Raw genomic sequence first — 15,662 nt, 5'->3', positions numbered from 1 at the left:
CAGAAGACGGCCAGCGTCGACTGCGAAAACGAGCTCGGCTGGCGCGTGTCGTTCGGACTGCTCAGGCACGTCGTCGACCTTTGAAGCCCTCCGCTCCGCCGGGGGGCGGGGTTGCTCGGACGGTTACGTTGGGTTCGCAGCAGTCGCACCGGCCTCTGCTGCGAACCCAACAGCCCAGGCGCTGAGTGAATGACGCAAGCGACGGAAAAATAACAAAATTCAGATCTGGCACGATCGGTGCAAAGAAGGATCCCTGAACCAAGCACTCCACAGGGATCCATCATGCTGAAAACCATCAAACGCCTCACCCTCGCCGCAGCCGGTGTGCTGCTTGCCAACGGCATCGCCCACGCCGTCGACAAGCCGGCCGAATTGCGCCTCGACTACGCCTATTACTCGCCGCCCAGCCTCGTGCTGAAGAAATTCGGCTGGCTGGAGGACGATCTGAAGGCCGACGGCGTGCCGGTGAAATGGGTGCTGAGCCAGGGCAGCAACCGCGCGCTCGAGTTCCTCAACAGCGGCAGTGTCGATTTCGGTAGCACCGCCGGCCTGGCGGCCGTGCTGTCGAAGGCCAACGGCAACCCGATCAAGAGCGTGTATGTGTATTCGCGCCCCGAGTGGACGGCGCTGCTCGTGCCCAAGGATTCGCCAATCAAGTCGGTGAAGGATCTGAAGGGCAAGAAGGTCGCCGCGACCAAGGGCACCGACCCCTTCCTGTTCCTGCTGCGCAGCCTGCATCAGGAGGGCCTGTTGAAGGGCGACGTCGAGATCCTGGCGCTGCAGCATGCCGATGGCCGTTCGGCGCTGGAGCAGGGCAGGGTGGATGCCTGGGCGGGGCTGGATCCGCTGATGGCCGGCAGCGAGGTGCAGGCCGGCTCCAGGCTGCTGTATCGCAACGTCGCGTACAACACCTATGGCTTCCTGAACACCTCGGAGCGATTCGCCAGCGAGCATCCGGCCTATGTGAAGCGCGTCATCGCCGCGTACGAGAAGGCGCGCAAGTGGATCGTCGCCAATCCGGAGGAGACGGCGAAGCTGGTGTCCGAGGAGGCCAAGTTGCCGATCGAGGTCGCTCGGCTGCAGTTGTCGCGCAACGACTTCAGCAAGCCGGTGCCGGGCGCCGAGCATGTCGAGGCGCTGAAGGCGGCGGCGCCGATCCTCGTCGAGGAAGACCTCGTGCGCAAGGGCACCAATGTCGGTGCGGTGGTGGACGCGCTGGTCGAGCCCTCGTACGCGCGCGCGGTCGTCAAGTGAGGCGCCGGCCATGAGCAAGGTATCGACCCTGCAGGCGGGGATTGCGCCTGCGTCGCTCGCGCCGGTCCGTGTCGGGCAGCTCGCGCAGCGGCTGGCCGCCCGGTTCAAGGGCTGGGTGCTGCCGCTGGCGCTGATTGCCGTTTGGGAGGCGGTGTGTGGTCTGGGTTGGGTCAGCGCCAACCTGCTGCCGCCACCGTCGGATCTACTCGCGACTCTGTCCGAGCTCGTAGCCAGCGGCGAGCTTTACCGGCATGTGGTGGTCAGCAGCGCACGCGTCGCGGCCGGCTTCGCTGCCGGCGCGCTGCTCGCGCTGTTGGTGGGCGCGGCGGTCGGCCTGTCGCGCGAACTGGAAGCCTATCTCGATCCGACCTTCCAGGCATTGCGCGCGATCCCGTCGCTGGCCTGGGTGCCGCTGCTGCTGCTGTGGCTGGGCATCGACGAGGCGCCGAAGATCACGCTGATCGCGATCGGCGCCTTCTTCCCCGTGTACCTGAACCTGGTCGCAGGCATCAAGAACGTCGACCGCAAGCTCGTCGAGGTCGGCGGAATCTTCGGCGTGAAGGGTTGGCGGCTGGTGTTGCGCATCTTCCTGCCGGCCGCGCTACCCAATCTGTTGACCGGCCTGCGCAGCGGCCTGTCGCTGGCCTGGATGTTCCTGGTCGCGGCCGAGCTGATCGCGGCGACACGCGGGCTGGGCTATCTGCTGACCGACGGCCGCGAGACGGCGCGCGCCGACCTGGTGATCGTCGCCATCGTCGTGCTGGCGCTGCTGGGCAAGCTCAGCGACAGCCTGCTGCAGCTCGCGGAACGCCGATTGCTGGCGTGGCGCGATGTGTATGACAGCGGTCGCTGACGGGGAGGGCGAGATCATGTCCGGGTCACTTCTCACGCTGAACGTTGCCGACAAGCGCTTCCAGTCGCGCCGCATCATCGATGGCGTGTCGTTCGACATCCGGCCGGGCGAGATCGTCAGCCTGCTGGGCCCCAGCGGCTGCGGCAAGAGCACGCTGCTGCGCGTCGTCGCCGGGCTCGACACCGATTACCGCGGCACGGTGCGGGTCAAGGGCGCGGCACCCCATCTGCACTCGCCCGAGGTCGGCTTCATTTTCCAGGAGCCGCGCCTGCTGCCCTGGCTGACAGTGGCCGACAACGTCGGCTTCGATGCCGGGCCGGGTGGCGGGCGCAATCCGCGGGTGAAGGAGCTGCTGGCGGAGGTCGGTCTGGCCGACTTCGCCAACGCCTATCCGAAGCAGTTGTCGGGCGGCATGGCCCAGCGCGCCGCAATTGCCCGTGGCCTGTTCGCGCAACCGTCGCTGCTGCTGCTGGACGAGCCCTTCAGCGCGGTCGACGCCTTCACCCGCATGCGCCTGCAGGACCTGCTGCTGTCGCTGGTCGCGCGCCATGGCACGACGCTGCTGCTGGTCACGCACGACATCGACGAGGCCGCCTACCTGAGCGACCGCATCCTGGTGATGTCGGCCAATCCGGGCCGCATCGCAGGCGAACTGCGTGTCGATCCGCAGCGTCCGCGCGATCGCGCCGATCCGCGCCTTGTGCGCGTACAGACGCAGGCGCTGGCGCTGCTGCATGGCGAGCGGCTCGACCATCTCGATCTCTCCGACGAGCTCGCGGCCCGTCCCCATGCAGCCGCGCCGGTCGACTTCGCGTCGCTGTCCTTCGCGGTGTGATGCAGTCGCCGCGCCGGGCTGTTGCACCTGCAGCAGGGCGGATTGCGAACTGCTTGCGCGGCAGCAGGGCAATCCACGGGTTGAATGCAAGTATCTGTTTATAAGAAACAAAAATTCTGGCACGAGAGCTGCTTTTCCCGATGCAAGTGCCAATGTCGGCATGGCCAACGATCAACAATCCCATTACGAACAGGTGAAAGCATGAGCAAGCAGATCAAGGTGGTCGCGGTTTCCGGCGGCCTGCAACGTCCCTCCCGTACCCTGACCCTGGTCGAGGCGCTGGTCGATGCGCTCGGCGAGCAGGCATCGATCGATGTACGCCTGATCGAGCTCGGCACGGTCGGCCCCAAGCTGGCCGGCGCGCTGTATCCGTCGCAGTTGCCGGACGACGTGAAAGCCGACATCGCGGCGATCGAGTCGGCGGACTTCCTGGTCGTCGCCAGCCCGGTCTATCGCGCCTCCTTCACCGGGCTGTTCAAGCATCTGTTCGACTTCGTCGATCACAACGCGCTGATCGACGTGCCGGTGCTGCTGGCGGCGACCGGTGGCAGCGATCGCCATGCGCTGGTGATCGATCATCAGTTGCGTCCGCTGTTCAGCTTCTTCCAGTCTCACACCCTGCCGATCGGCGTGTATGGCAGCGAGGCGGAGATCGAGAACTACCAGATCACAAGCCCGGCGCTGCAGGCGCGCATCGATCTCGCGGCGGAGCGTGCCCGACCCTTCCTGCGTCCGCGCCTGCCTGCGGTGTCGAGCGTGCAGAAAGCCGTGCGCGCAGCGGCCTGAGTCATCGAAAACCATCAAGGAACACACAACATGAGCCGCGAAAACATCAAATTCGCCTACTGGGTGCCCAACGTCAGCGGGGGGCTGGTCGTCAGCAAGATCGAGCAGCGCACGAGCTGGGACATCGACTACAACCGCAAGCTGGCGCAGATCGCCGAGAAGGCGGGCTTCGACTACGCGCTGTCGCAGATCCGCTTCACCGCCGGCTATGGCGCCGAATACCAGCACGAGTCGGTGGCGATCAGCCATGCGCTGCTGGCGGCGACCGAGAAGCTGCGGGTCATCGCGGCGATCCTGCCGGGGCCCTGGCACCCGGCGGTGTTGGCGAAGCAGATCGCCACCATCGACCAGCTCACCGGCGGCCGTGTCGCGGTGAATGTGGTGTCGGGCTGGTTCCGCGGCGAATTCCACGGCATCGGCGAGCCCTGGCTGGAGCACGACGAGCGCTATCGCCGGTCGCAGGAGTTCATCGAGGTGCTGAAGGGCATCTGGACCCAGGACAACTTCACCTTCAAGGGCGACTTCTACCGCTTCCACGACTACACGCTGAAGCCCAAGCCCCTGCAACAGCCGCACCCCGAGATCTTCCAGGGCGGCAGCTCGCGCGCGGCGCGCGACATGGCGGCGCGCGTGTCGGACTGGTATTTCACCAACGGCAACACCGTCGAGGGCATCAAGGCCCAGGTGGATGACATCCGCGCCAAGGCGGCGGCCAACGGCCACAAGGTGAAGATCGGCGTCAATGCCTTCATCATCGCCCGCGAAACCGAGGAAGAGGCGCAGGCGGTGCTGCAGGAGATCATCGACAAGGCCGACCCGGAGGCGGTGAATGCCTTTGGCGATGCGGTGAAGCAGGCCGGCAAGGCGAGCCCGGAGGGCGAGGGCAACTGGGCGAAGTCCACTTTCCAGGATCTGGTGCAGTACAACGACGGCTTCAAGACCAACCTGATCGGCACGCCGCAGCAGATCGCCGAACGCATCGTCGCGCTCAAGGCGGTCGGCGTGGATCTGGTGCTGGGCGGCTTCCTGCACTTCCAGGAAGAGGTGGCCTATTTCGGCGAGAAGGTGCTGCCGCTGGTGCGCGAGCTCGAGGCGAAGGCGCAATCGTCTGCGGCCGCCAGGCGGGAGCCGGCTGAAGCCCTGGCCTGACCCGCGCGCAATCCGGACGGCGCGCTTCCTCCATCGGGAGGCAGCGCGCCGTTCCTCGTTCACGGCACGGGCCGGCGCAAGGCCGCGCCGTGCGCTTTCCCGGATGAGCGCAAAGCTACGCAGGTTTTCTTGGTTCGATTCTGCGCGCATATCTGGACAATTGGATCCCGCACGGCGCCGATGAACGCTCATCTGGCGTCCTTACCCTTACACCGCTAGTCGGCATTCCATTCGAGAGGATTACTCATGAGCCTGGAAATCTTCTGGTTCCTGCCCACCTCGGGCGACACGCGCTACCTTGGCAAGTCCAATTCCGGCCGTCCGGTCACCATCGACTACATGCAGCAGATCGCGGTGACGGCCGACAACCTGGGCTACGACGGCATCCTGATCCCCACCGGTAGCGGCTGCCTCGACCCCTGGGTGGTGGCCGGCAGCGTGGCGCCGGTGACGCGCAAGCTGAAGCTGCTGGTGGCGCTGCGCACCGCGCTGACCAAGCCGACCGCGGCGGCACGCATGGCAGCGACGCTGGACCAGGCCACCAAGGGCCGCCTGCTGCTCAACGTGGTCGCCGGCGGCGACTCGGCCGAACTGGCCGGCGACGGCATCTTCCTCGACCACGATGCGCGCTATGACGAGGCGAACGAGTTCCTGACCATCTGGCGTCGGCTGCTGCAGGGCGAGAAGGTCGATTTCGACGGCGAACACCACAAGGTGGCGGGCGCGCAACTGCTCTTCCCGGCGGTGCAGAAGCCGCATCCGCCGCTCTATTTCGGTGGCTCGTCGAATGCGGCACACGACCTCGCGGCCGAGCAGGTGGACGCCTACCTGACCTGGGGCGAACCGCCTGCCGCCGTAGCGGAGAAGATCGCCGACGTGCGTGCGCGCGCCGCCAGCCGCGGGCGCAAGGTCCGCTTCGGCGTGCGCCTGCACGTGATCGTGCGCGAGACCAACGAGGAGGCCTGGGCCGAGGCCGACAAGCTCATCAGCCGCCTCGACGACGACACCATCGCCCAGGTGCAGGCGCGCTTTGCGACGATGGATTCCGAGGGCCAGCGCCGCATGGCTGCGCTGCACGGCGGCCGCCGCGACAAGCTCGAAGTCAGTCCCAACCTGTGGGCCGGCGTCGGCCTCGTGCGCGGCGGCGCGGGCACCGCACTGGTGGGCGACCCGCAGACGGTGGCGACCCGGCTGAAGGAATATGCCGACCTCGGCGTCGATACCTTCGTGCTGTCGGGCTACCCGCATCTGGAAGAAGCCTGGCGCTTCGCCGAGCTGGTGTTCCCGCTGCTGCCGGGCAAGGCGCCGGTGACGATCCAGGACCAGGTCATCACCGGCGGCCCGTTCGATGCCAGCACGGTGAAGAACGCCGCGCCGGTGAAGGAGGCCGCATGAAAGTCATCGACATGCGTTGCAGGCCGGCCTTTCTGCACGATTTCTTCGGTGCCACGCCGGGCACGCCCGAGTACGAGACGGCGCGCTGGCTCAACCGGCGCGTGGGCACGCGCGGCAGCGACGAGCATTTCACCCGCTCGCATACGCAGGAAGGCTTTCTCGCCGAAGTGCGCGATGCCGGGCTGACGAAGGCGGTGGTGGTGGGGCGGCACACGCCGTCCCAGCACCTGCCGATCGAACTGATCCACCGCATCACCCACGGCCACGACGAACTGCTCGGCATCGCCGGCGTCGACCCGGTGATCCAGGGCCGTGCCGCGGTGGAGGAGGCCGAACACGCGATCCGCGATCTCGGCCTCGCGGGCATCGACATCGAGCCGGGCTTCGGCAGCCCGGCGCGGCAGGTCGATGATCCGGCCTATTTCCCGATCTACGAGGTGTGCGCGCAGCTCGGCGTGCCGGTGTTCCTGATGACCGGCCCGACCACGCCCGACCCGCGCTTCAACGACCCTGCGCCACTGGCCAACGTCGCGCGCGCCTTCCCGCAACTGCCCATCGTCTGCTACCACGGCTGGTGGCCGAACGTGGCGCAGGCCATCGGCCTCGCGTTCCGCTACGAGAACATCCACCTCGTGCCCGACATGTACCTGTTCGTGGCCGGCAGCAAGGCCTATGTGGAGGCGGCGAACGGCTTCATGGCCGACCAGTTCCTGTTCGGCTCGTCCTATCCCTTCCGGCCGATCCGCCAGTCCATCGGCGATTTCCTCGAGCTTGGCCTGCGCGAGTCGGCGCTGGACAAGGCGCTGTACGGTAACGCGGCGCGGCTGTTCGGGTTGTGAGTGTCAGCGTGCCGGCTTGTCGGCACCGGCGGGCGTAGCGGTAGTGACTTTGGCGGAGCGTAGCGGCCGGCGTGCGGTGTTGCCGGCCGCGGTCAGCAGCAGCACCGAGGCGAGCAGCAAGGCCGCGCTGATGGGGCGGGTGAAGAACAGGGTCGCGTCGCCGCGCGCCAGCGTCATGGCGCGGCGGAGATTCTCCTCCAGCATCGGACCGAGCACGAAACCGACCACCAGCGGTGCCGGGTCGCAGTGCAGCTTGAGGAGCAGGTAGCCAAGTCCGCCGAAGAAGGCGGTCATCAACACCGTGGCCGATGAATTGCCGACGCTGAACGCGCCGATCGCGCACAGGGCGAGCACGGTCGGGTAGAGCAGGCGGTAGCGCAGCGACAGCAGGCGGACCCAGATCCCGATCATCGGCAGGTTCAGGATCACCAGGAACAGGTTACCGATCCACATGCTGGCGATGAGCCCCCAGAACAGGCGAGGATCGCTGCCCATCACTTGCGGACCCGGCTGGATGCCGTGCAACGTGAGGGCGCCGATCATCAGCGCCATCACCGCGTTCGACGGCAATCCGAGCGTCAGCAGCGGGATGAAGGATGTCTGCGCCGCGGCGTTGTTGGCGGACTCCGGTCCGGCCACGCCTTCGATGGCGCCGCGACCGAAACGCTGTGGCTCGGCCGATATCCGCTTCTCCAGCATGTAGGAGGCGAAGGTGCTGAGCACCGGTCCACCGCCGGGGAGCATGCCGAGAAACGCGCCGATGGCCGTGCCGCGCAGCGATGCCGGCCAGGCGCGACGAAATTCCGCGCGGGGAAGCCGCCAGTGGACACGGTGACAGGTGGAACAGCCGAATTCCGCCGTGGCATCCGATGTGGGGCCTTCCAGATTTCGCACGATCTCGGCGATGCCGAAGAGTCCCATGGCGACGGCGACGAAGTCGATGCCGTCGGCCAGCTCCGGTACGTCGAAGACGAAGCGCTCCGCGCCGCTCGACACGTCGGTGCCGACCATGCCGAACAGCATGCCCAGCAGGGTCATCGCCAGGGCCTTGAGCATCGACCCGTGCGCCAAGGTGACCGCTGCCGCCAGGCCGAGCGCCATCAGCGCCGCGTATTCGGCCGGGCCGAACTTCAGTGCGATGCCCGGCAGCATCGGTGCGACCGTCGCGATCATCAGGGTCGCGACGCACCCGGCAAAGAAGGAGCCGAGCGCCGCCGCCAGCAGCGCGTCGCCGGCACGCCCCTGGCGCGCCATTTGATGACCGTCGAGCACGGTGACGACCGCGCTGATCTCGCCCGGCAGGCTCAGCAGGATGGAGGCGGTGGAACCCCCATACTGCGCACCGTAATAGATGCCTGCGAGCATGATCAGCGCGGTGACCGGGTCCAGGCCATACGTGAGGGGCAACAGCAGCGCGATCGTCGCCACCGGGCCGAGCCCGGGCAGCACGCCCACCGCCGTGCCGAGCGCGGTGCCGATCAGGCAGTAAATGACATTGACCGGCGTCAGGGCGACCGCGAGCCCGAGCCCGAGGTTGTTCAGGAGATCCACGGCACTGACGTCCAGCCGTTCGGCAGCAGGGGCACCGGCACGCGCAGAGCGACGCGGAACAGGAGGCCGGTGGCGAGGGCCAGGGTCGTGGCCAGCACGGCTGTCTCGCGCCAGCCGTATTCGGGCCGCGCCAGGCGGCCGACAACGGTCAGCGCGAGCGTGCTGGCGAGCAGTCCGGCCGGGCGGATCGTGACCGCGAAAAGGACGAGGCCGCCGAGCACCGCCAGCAGGGGGCGCCAGGCGAAGCGCGAGATGCCCGATGCATCCTTGCGGCCGCCGCGCACGGCGATGGCGGCGCCGAGGGCGACGAGCAGGGCGCCGATCGCGCGCGGAAAGAAGCCGGGTCCCATTGCCGCCAGGTCGCCGACCGCGAGGTGACGGCCGAGCCACAGCGCCGCACTGCCGCAGGCGCAGAACAGCGCGCCGGCGCCGATGTCACGCCAGTTCGGGATGTGCGCCAAGGTCGTCTCCGGTTTGCGGATCTGTGCTGCGGCGGTTCGGGCCGGTCGAGGCGGCCGCGTCCCGAGCTTATTCCAGTTGGCCTGCGTTTTCGCGCAGGAACGCGTCCCAGGTGCGCATTTCGTTCTTCACCAGTTGCGCGGTCGCAGCCGGTGTCCCCGGCTCGATCTGAAGCAGTTGGCGGTCGTATTGGGCGCGCACGGCCGCATCTTGCAGGGCCTGGCCGACGGTGCGCGAAATCGCGTCCGCCAAAGGGGCTGGCGTACGCGGCGGTGCAACGACGAACTGCCAGCCGGAGACGGACACTTCGGGCAAGCCGGCTTCGGCCATCGTCGGTACGTCCGGCGTTGCGGATGAACGGGCCGGCAGGGAGGTGGCGAGCAGGCGCAGCTTGCCCGCCCTGGCATGCTCCAGACCGGCGGCGATCGGCACGAAATTGACCTGCACCCTGCCTTCGAGCAGGTCAGGCATGACTTGCTGCGCGCCCTTGTAGGGGACGCGAACCATGTTCACTCCGCTCGACTTCATGAACTGGATGGCCGCCATGGATTCGGCAAGGTTGCTGGTCGCGACGTTGAGCTGGCCGGGGTGGGTTCGCCCGTAGGCGATCAGTTCGGCCACAGATGCGGCCGGCACCGCCGGTGCGACGTAGAGGCCGAAACCGAAACGCCCGACTGACGACACCGGCACGAACTCGGCATCCGCGGTGGGGTCTTGCGCATTTTGCCGGTATGAGACCGCCAGTGTGGACGAGGTAGCCCACAGCAGCGTGTAGCCGTCGGCAGTGGCGTTCTGAGCCGCCTTGGCGGCGATCGCGCCGTTCGCTCCCGGCCGGTTGTCGATGACCACGGGCTGCCCCCAGGTCTTCTCCAGCGACCTTGCGAGCGTGCGGGCGGCCACGTCGGACGGCCCGCCAGCGGGGAAGGGAACGATCATTCTTACCGGCGCCTGCGGAAAGGTCTGCGCGACGGCGGGCGATGCGGGCAGCATAGCCGTCGCCGCCAGCAGGCTGGCGCAGAAAAGGGCGCGGGCGCGGCGTCGCAGCGCATTCGTCGGGTTTGTCATGGCGATCTCCGGGTGGGGTGTGATGCGTAGTTAAGCACCGGGTCCGGGTCGGCGTAAGATGGCCGATCGATCACCACGGTAACCACGGGTAACCACCATGCGTTTCAGCCAGTTGCGTGATTTCGTCGCCATCGTCGACGCCGGCAGCATTCGCGCCGCGGCCCGTGCGCTGGGCGTCACGCATCCGGCGCTGACCAAGAGCATGCGCTTGCTGGAATCGGAACTGGGCGTCGAGCTGATCCGGCGCAATACGCGAGGCGTCGCCCTGACGGCGACGGGGCAGGCCTTCGTGGCGCGCGCACGGGCCATCCAGGCCGAGGTGCGCAAGGCCGAGGAGGAACTGGCCGAGCTGGCTTCCCCGGGGGCAGGACATGTGGCGGTCGGACTGTCGCCGGCATCCGTGCCCTTCGCCGCGGAGGCGATCGCGACGTTCCAGGACCAGCGCCCGCTGGCGAGGCTGCGCGTGGTCGAGGGACCACCGTCGGTCCTCGTGCCCATGGTGCGCGACCAGACACTCGATTTCGCCATCGTTCAGAAGGTGCGCCTGACGGCCGGCGCGGGCCTGTCGTTCCGCCCGCTGTATCGCGATCGCATGACGATCGCGTGCCGTGTCGGCCATCCGCTGGCCCGCGCCAGGTCGGTCGCCGAGCTGGCCGAGCTGTGCTGGCTGGGGTTGAACCCGCAGGGGAACGGCAGCCTGGTGGAGCAGATCTTCGCCGAGGCGGGGCTGTCCTTCCCGCGCCGCTTCCTGCACTGCGAGTCCTTTTCGTTCGCCTTCGAGCTGATGGTCCGCACAGAGGGCGTGATGCCCGTTTCGGCGCCCGTGCTGCGCATGCCGGCGGCGCTGGGGCGCATCACCGAGATTCCGATTACGCAGGCGTTGCCGCCTGTGGTGCTGGGACTTTGCACGCGGGACGATACCCAACCCACCGCGCTCGCGGCGGCCCTGGGCGATGCGATTTCGGCGCGGATCAGCGCGGAGGCACGGCGTCTGTAGGAGTGGGGCAGGCGTCGCGCTCGATCGTGCCGAACGGCGGCTCCGCCGGCACTGGGGGCACGAGCGCCGAGCCGATCAGTTGTCGCAACAGCTTTCCAGCGCCGGTGCAGGACGCGCGCGCCTCGCGGCGAGCACGGTGACCAGGGTGGGCACGATGGCGCTGCCGATGATCGCGGCCAGCAACCAGGAGTACTGCATCTGATCGATGATGCCGTTGCTCAGGCCGTGCAGGGCGCACAGGCTGCCGAAGGTGAGGCCGGTCGACATCAGTAGGGTCGTCTGGCGTGCGAGGTGGCGGTGGCGCCAGTGCCAACGGGTGATGGGGTGTACGCCGGCTCCCTTCGACAGCAGCTTGGCAGCGAACAGGACGAAGACGATGAGGGGTGCGGACAGCAGCGCCGGAATCGACACGAAGGCGCCGGCGCGGATGAAGTAGAAGGGCGTCAGCAGGCCGAAAGTCAGCGTGCGCAAGCGTCTCACCAGGGCAGCATCGCGGCCGAACGAGCCCGCGAGGGCGATGCCGATGAGGTAGGCGGGCAGGATGGCCTGGCTCCCCGCCCACAGCGCCAGCGCGCCCAGGCCGAACAGCGCCAGGATGACGAAGCGTGTCTCGGGCTCCGAGGCATGTTCGCCGAGCCGTGCCGACAGCCGGCGCGCCAGCCGCGGCAACATGAACAGGGCCAATGCGCCAACGGCGGCCATCAGCACCGTCCGCTCGTCCAGCGGCGAGAAGAACAGGCCGAGTGCAAGCACGGTGCCAAGATCGGTCAGAAAGCACGCGGCGAGCACGGTCTTGCCGTACAGCGTGCTGTTGTTGCCGCTTTGCAGCATCCATGAATACACGATCGCGACCGACGTTTCGGACAGGGCAACGCCGACCAGCAGGCTTGCATCGCGGGACCAGCCCAGACCGTACCAGGCGACAGCGGTGCACAGCACGAAGGGCACCAGAAAGCTGGATGCGCCGATGAGTGCCGCTTCCTTCCAGGTCGTGCGCAGTACGCCCGGGTCGAGTTCGGCGCCCGCAAGGAAGGTCAGCAGGACTGCACCGGTGCTGGCGAGCATCACGATGGCGGGGTGGCTGATCCCCGGCATGCCATCTGCGCCGTAGGCAAGAAACAGCCCTTGCGCGGCGATGCCGATCACAAGTTCAACAAGCGGGGTGCTCAGTTTCAGCCTGGCGGACACATAGGCCGCGAGCAGGCCCAATCCCGCCCACAGGGCCACGACGCTCCATAACTCATTCATCGGTCACGCTCCTTGCCGATTCGTCCCTACAAGCGATAACCCAACTCGCGGGCAAGTTCTTCGAGGCTGGGCAATACGCGCTCGATGCGTTCGCGGTGACGCTGGTCGCGCCACTTGTCGAGGCGGATCTCGGAAAAGGCGTCGTAGGGCTTGTCGAGCAGGTTGCGGGTATGAAGCTCGATGTCCGGTGTGAAAGGCAGTTCGCAATGCTCGAAGACCGAGCGGATGCTTGCGACCGGGTCGCGCACCACGTCTTCGTAGAAGACCTCGTGCCATTGCGAGGCGGGTATGGTTCGCGAGGCGTTGCGGATGGCGCGATGAATCGATGCGTACTGGTAGGCATTCACCTCCTCGAGCGAGGCCGTGAGGTAGTCTCGCCAGCCTTCCGGCAGAAAATGGCACCAGCGCGTGAAGCGGCCGCCGTCGATCGCGACTTTGGCCGGCAGCCGGGTGGACCATGTCGCATAGCGCTCCGGCCGGTGCCATCCTTCGATCATCGAGTTGAGCGTATCGCCCGGATTGCGCTTGATGTAGACAAAACGGGCGTCGGGGAACAGGGCGTGCAGGTAGGGTACCGCCAAGCCATGCTGGTTGTTCTTGTCGACGAAGCGGTGCTGCCCGGTGTGAGCGTAAAAGTAGCGCGTGATGAAGCTGCGGTCACTGGGTTCGGCATCCTCCGCGGTCAGCACGTGGCTCTGCCACTGCTTGTGGTGGGGCGCATGCAGTCGCGACCAGATCGCGTAGATCTCGCGGTTCAGCGTGCCGATGGCGCGTGATTGCGACAGCGTCTTGTACAGCATCTGGGTGCCGGACCGGCTGCAACTGACGATGAACACCGGACGGTCGGCCGGCCACTGGCTCATTTGCCACAGGGCGGCGCGCAGGCTCAGCTTCGCGCGTCGCGCATGATGGCGAAGGGTCTTGTCTACCTTGTACCAGAAGTCATTGCCCCCGGCGGGCAGGGCGGGCGCGGCACCGTTGTCAGTGGGGGCGGGCATGTTCGTGCTCCAACGGGTTGGTCGAGCGGGCGGTCAGGGAGGTGCGCAGCATGTCCTGGATGGGTTCGTGCATGAACCACTCGGGCAGGGGCTGGTTGCGGCCCAGTGCTGCGCGGGCGTCGGCGGGCGGAAAGAGGCTCGTGCGGCGCCGTCCGCGCTGTTTGCCCGCATCGCGTTCGACGTAGCGTTGTGTGTCGGGGTCGTAGGCGAGGGGGCCGACGAAGACCGGCGTGATGCCGAGGTCGCCGAGGCTGGCGAACAGGCTGCGGATGTCCTCGGCCAACTCCGGCGACGCCGCAGGTGACGCACTTCCGCCTGCGATGGGATCGACGATGTAGTGGCTGCAGCCCAGATTCTTGTGGCACAAGGCCTGGAACACTTGCTCGCGCGCGCCGCCGTGTCGGCGCCGGATGGGCAGCACGCCCAGCGCGACCTTGCCGGGCGGGTAGTAGCCGAAGTCGAGCATCATGCGATAGCTGCCCAGCACCGCGTCGGTCGGAAAGCCTTGGCTCGCATCGGCACCTGCGCCAGGGTCCGCGCCGACATTGAGCAGCAGGCCGTCGGCGCTGTGGCGATCGAGTGCATTGAGCTGTGCGTGTTCGTCGAGCCGCGTTGCCGGCGCCACGGCCTGATAGCCGAGCACCTTGCGCCACCCCTTGTGCTGCAGCACGAAGCGGCTCTCGCGCGGGCTCAGTTCATATTCGCGATGGGGTGACGGCAGGCGACGCACGAGGTGCACCGTGCCTGCCAGGAATCGGCCGCGCCAACTCCGTACCTGCCGCACGTCAGCATGGGCGCCGGACGTGGCTCCGAACCACTGCGCGGCGAGTGCTTCGGGTGCCACCGAGAAGACCTCGACGTCGCGCACGACGGCATGGGGCGTACCGGTTTCGTCGGCAAGCACGACCGGTGCGCCCGGTTCCAGCCGCGCCTCCGCGTCCGCATCGAGTGGCAGAAGGATGGGCATCGGCCACGGCGTGCCGTCCGGCAAGCGGTTCGTACGCAGCACCGATTCCAGCGTGTCCTCGTTCATGAAGCCGCGCAGCGGCGAGAAGGTGCCGAGCGCGATGTGTTGCGCATCCTGCAGGACGTCGAGGCCAACGCGGATGTATGGCAGGCCGGCGAGCTGGTCGATCGCGGACGGCGGCAGTATCTGCTCGATCAGCGTGCCGCCGTGGGGTGGCACGAGCAAGGAAAGCGCGTCGCTCGGACGATAGTGGCGGACCGACTCCGCGTCGGTGCGGCGGTAGGCTTCGTACTCGTGGATCAGCTTCAGGATCATGCCGACGCAGCCGACCGGGTCGCGGCCGATCGCGGTTTCCGCGGCCAGCACCAAGCCGTCGGCGCCGTCGAGCAGCGTGTTCACCACGTCATTCACATCGGCGCGCGTAGGCTTTTGCGCGGTGATCATCGACTCGAGCAGGTTCGTCGCCACGTAGACGCGCCGGCCCAGTTCTGCGCCGCGGCGGATGATCATCTTCTGCAGGCTGGGGATGCGCTCGATCGGCTCCTGGCGCGACAGTTCGCCGCGGTCGATCAGCAGCGCGTCGGAGCGTTGGGCGATGTCGTCCAGGTTGTGCAGGGCGTTGCGGCATTCGATCTTGGAGATCAGGAAAGTGTCATCGCCCACCAGCGCGCGCACGGCGTCGACATCGCTGCCACGGTTGGCGAACGAGAGCGCGACATGGCGGATGCCGTTCTCGCGCCCCCATTTCAGCGCCTGGATGTCCTTGGTGGTGAGCGGGGCCAGCGGCAGGTCGCGCTCTACCGTCACCGCCTTGTTGCGGCCGACGACACCGCCGTGGATCACCCGCATCGCCACGCGATCCGGCAGCTTGCGCGTGACCTGGACCAGTACGGCGTTGAAATCGACGCTGATGAAGTCGCCTTCTTCCAACTGATCGACAATGTCGAGCGGGTACAGGTTGAAGTTGTTCGAGTCTCCCGGTACGCGCTCACGATGAGCGAAAACCGTGGTGTTCTCGCGCAGCACGATCTCGCCGCTGACCAGGTCGCCGGTGCGGATCTGGGCTCCCTCCGTGTCGAGGCAGATCGGTACCTTGCTGTGCGAGCGGATGAAGCTGACGACCTGCGCAAGATCGTGGAGCCGGGTATGCGACAGGTTGATGCGGAACAGGTCCACACCGAGCTCCTCCAGGCGGACCAGCACGCTGGCATTGAGTGATGCAGGGCCCACGGTGCAGAGGATCTCGCGCGTCTTGTGGTCTGACAT

At 67.2% G+C, this 15,662-nt stretch carries 14 protein-coding genes; 8 read left to right on the top strand and 6 right to left on the bottom strand.

What is annotated here, in order from left to right:
* Positions 1 to 282: 282 nt before the first annotated feature.
* The 7 genes from GH664_RS18085 (at position 283) to GH664_RS18055 (ending at position 7,111) form a co-directional block, all read left to right on the top strand.
* Positions 283 to 1,254: an aliphatic sulfonate ABC transporter substrate-binding protein gene (locus GH664_RS18085; RefSeq protein WP_153169463.1), complete on the top strand. Its 972-nt coding sequence runs from the start codon at positions 283 to 285 to the stop codon at positions 1,252 to 1,254.
* 10 nt (positions 1,255 to 1,264) lie between these two features.
* Positions 1,265 to 2,107, top strand: a complete 843-nt coding sequence (locus GH664_RS18080; protein WP_153169462.1) for an ABC transporter permease — start codon at positions 1,265 to 1,267, stop codon at positions 2,105 to 2,107.
* A 16-nt stretch (positions 2,108 to 2,123) separates the two neighbouring features.
* The gene (locus GH664_RS18075; RefSeq protein WP_153169460.1) at positions 2,124 to 2,942 is read left to right on the top strand and encodes an ABC transporter ATP-binding protein; all 819 of its coding nucleotides are present in this window, start codon (positions 2,124 to 2,126) and stop codon (positions 2,940 to 2,942) included.
* A gap of 201 nt (positions 2,943 to 3,143) precedes the next feature.
* Positions 3,144 to 3,728, top strand: coding sequence for an FMN reductase (msuE, locus tag GH664_RS18070; protein WP_153169458.1), 585 nt, complete (start codon positions 3,144 to 3,146; stop codon positions 3,726 to 3,728).
* Positions 3,729 to 3,758: 30 nt separating this feature from the next.
* Positions 3,759 to 4,877 (top strand): dimethylsulfone monooxygenase SfnG, encoded by a 1,119-nt coding sequence (gene sfnG, locus GH664_RS18065; protein WP_153169456.1) that lies wholly within the window; start codon positions 3,759 to 3,761, stop codon positions 4,875 to 4,877.
* Positions 4,878 to 5,129: 252 nt separating this feature from the next.
* Positions 5,130 to 6,272, top strand: coding sequence for an FMNH2-dependent alkanesulfonate monooxygenase (gene ssuD, locus GH664_RS18060; RefSeq protein WP_368857359.1), 1,143 nt, complete (start codon positions 5,130 to 5,132; stop codon positions 6,270 to 6,272).
* Positions 6,269 to 7,111 (top strand): amidohydrolase family protein, encoded by an 843-nt coding sequence (locus GH664_RS18055; protein ID WP_153169452.1) that lies wholly within the window; start codon positions 6,269 to 6,271, stop codon positions 7,109 to 7,111. Before ssuD ends, GH664_RS18055 begins: the two co-directional genes overlap by 4 nt.
* 3 nt (positions 7,112 to 7,114) lie before the next feature.
* Here GH664_RS18055 and GH664_RS18050 read toward each other — a convergent pair whose 3' ends face one another.
* From GH664_RS18050 to GH664_RS18040, 3 genes are all read right to left on the bottom strand, one after another.
* Positions 7,115 to 8,662 (bottom strand): tripartite tricarboxylate transporter permease, encoded by a 1,548-nt coding sequence (locus GH664_RS18050; protein WP_153169451.1) that lies wholly within the window; start codon positions 8,660 to 8,662, stop codon positions 7,115 to 7,117.
* A complete protein-coding gene (locus GH664_RS18045) occupies positions 8,650 to 9,123 on the bottom strand; it encodes a tripartite tricarboxylate transporter TctB family protein (RefSeq protein ID WP_194270436.1) in 474 nt (157 codons plus the stop codon). Before GH664_RS18045 ends, GH664_RS18050 begins: the two co-directional genes overlap by 13 nt.
* 67 nt (positions 9,124 to 9,190) lie before the next feature.
* The gene (locus GH664_RS18040) at positions 9,191 to 10,186 is read right to left on the bottom strand and encodes a tripartite tricarboxylate transporter substrate binding protein (protein WP_153169449.1); all 996 of its coding nucleotides are present in this window, start codon (positions 10,184 to 10,186) and stop codon (positions 9,191 to 9,193) included.
* 97 nt (positions 10,187 to 10,283) lie between these two features.
* Between GH664_RS18040 and GH664_RS18035 the strand changes: the two genes are divergently transcribed.
* The gene (locus GH664_RS18035; RefSeq protein WP_153169448.1) at positions 10,284 to 11,183 is read left to right on the top strand and encodes a LysR family transcriptional regulator; all 900 of its coding nucleotides are present in this window, start codon (positions 10,284 to 10,286) and stop codon (positions 11,181 to 11,183) included.
* Between the two features lie 75 nt (positions 11,184 to 11,258).
* On the opposite strand, the gene GH664_RS18030 is transcribed toward GH664_RS18035, so the two are convergent.
* The 3 genes from GH664_RS18030 to GH664_RS18020 are packed head-to-tail and all read right to left on the bottom strand — an operon-like array spanning position 11,259 to position 15,662.
* Positions 11,259 to 12,431: a cation:proton antiporter gene (locus GH664_RS18030; protein WP_153169447.1), complete on the bottom strand. Its 1,173-nt coding sequence runs from the start codon at positions 12,429 to 12,431 to the stop codon at positions 11,259 to 11,261.
* Positions 12,432 to 12,457: 26 nt separating this feature from the next.
* Positions 12,458 to 13,429 carry a sulfotransferase gene (locus tag GH664_RS18025; protein WP_153169446.1) on the bottom strand — a complete coding sequence of 324 codons (972 nt, stop codon included), beginning with the start codon at positions 13,427 to 13,429 and terminating at the stop codon, positions 12,458 to 12,460.
* Positions 13,413 to 15,662, bottom strand: coding sequence for a pyruvate kinase (locus GH664_RS18020; RefSeq protein ID WP_153169445.1), 2,250 nt, complete (start codon positions 15,660 to 15,662; stop codon positions 13,413 to 13,415). The genes GH664_RS18025 and GH664_RS18020 overlap by 17 nt, the downstream gene beginning before the upstream one ends.

The organism is Thauera sp. 2A1 (genome assembly GCF_009469595.2).
Lineage (GTDB): Bacteria > Pseudomonadota > Gammaproteobacteria > Burkholderiales > Rhodocyclaceae > Thauera.
The sequence above is the reverse complement of the archived record's forward strand: the minus strand, read 5'-3'. Positions and strand labels throughout refer to the sequence as shown.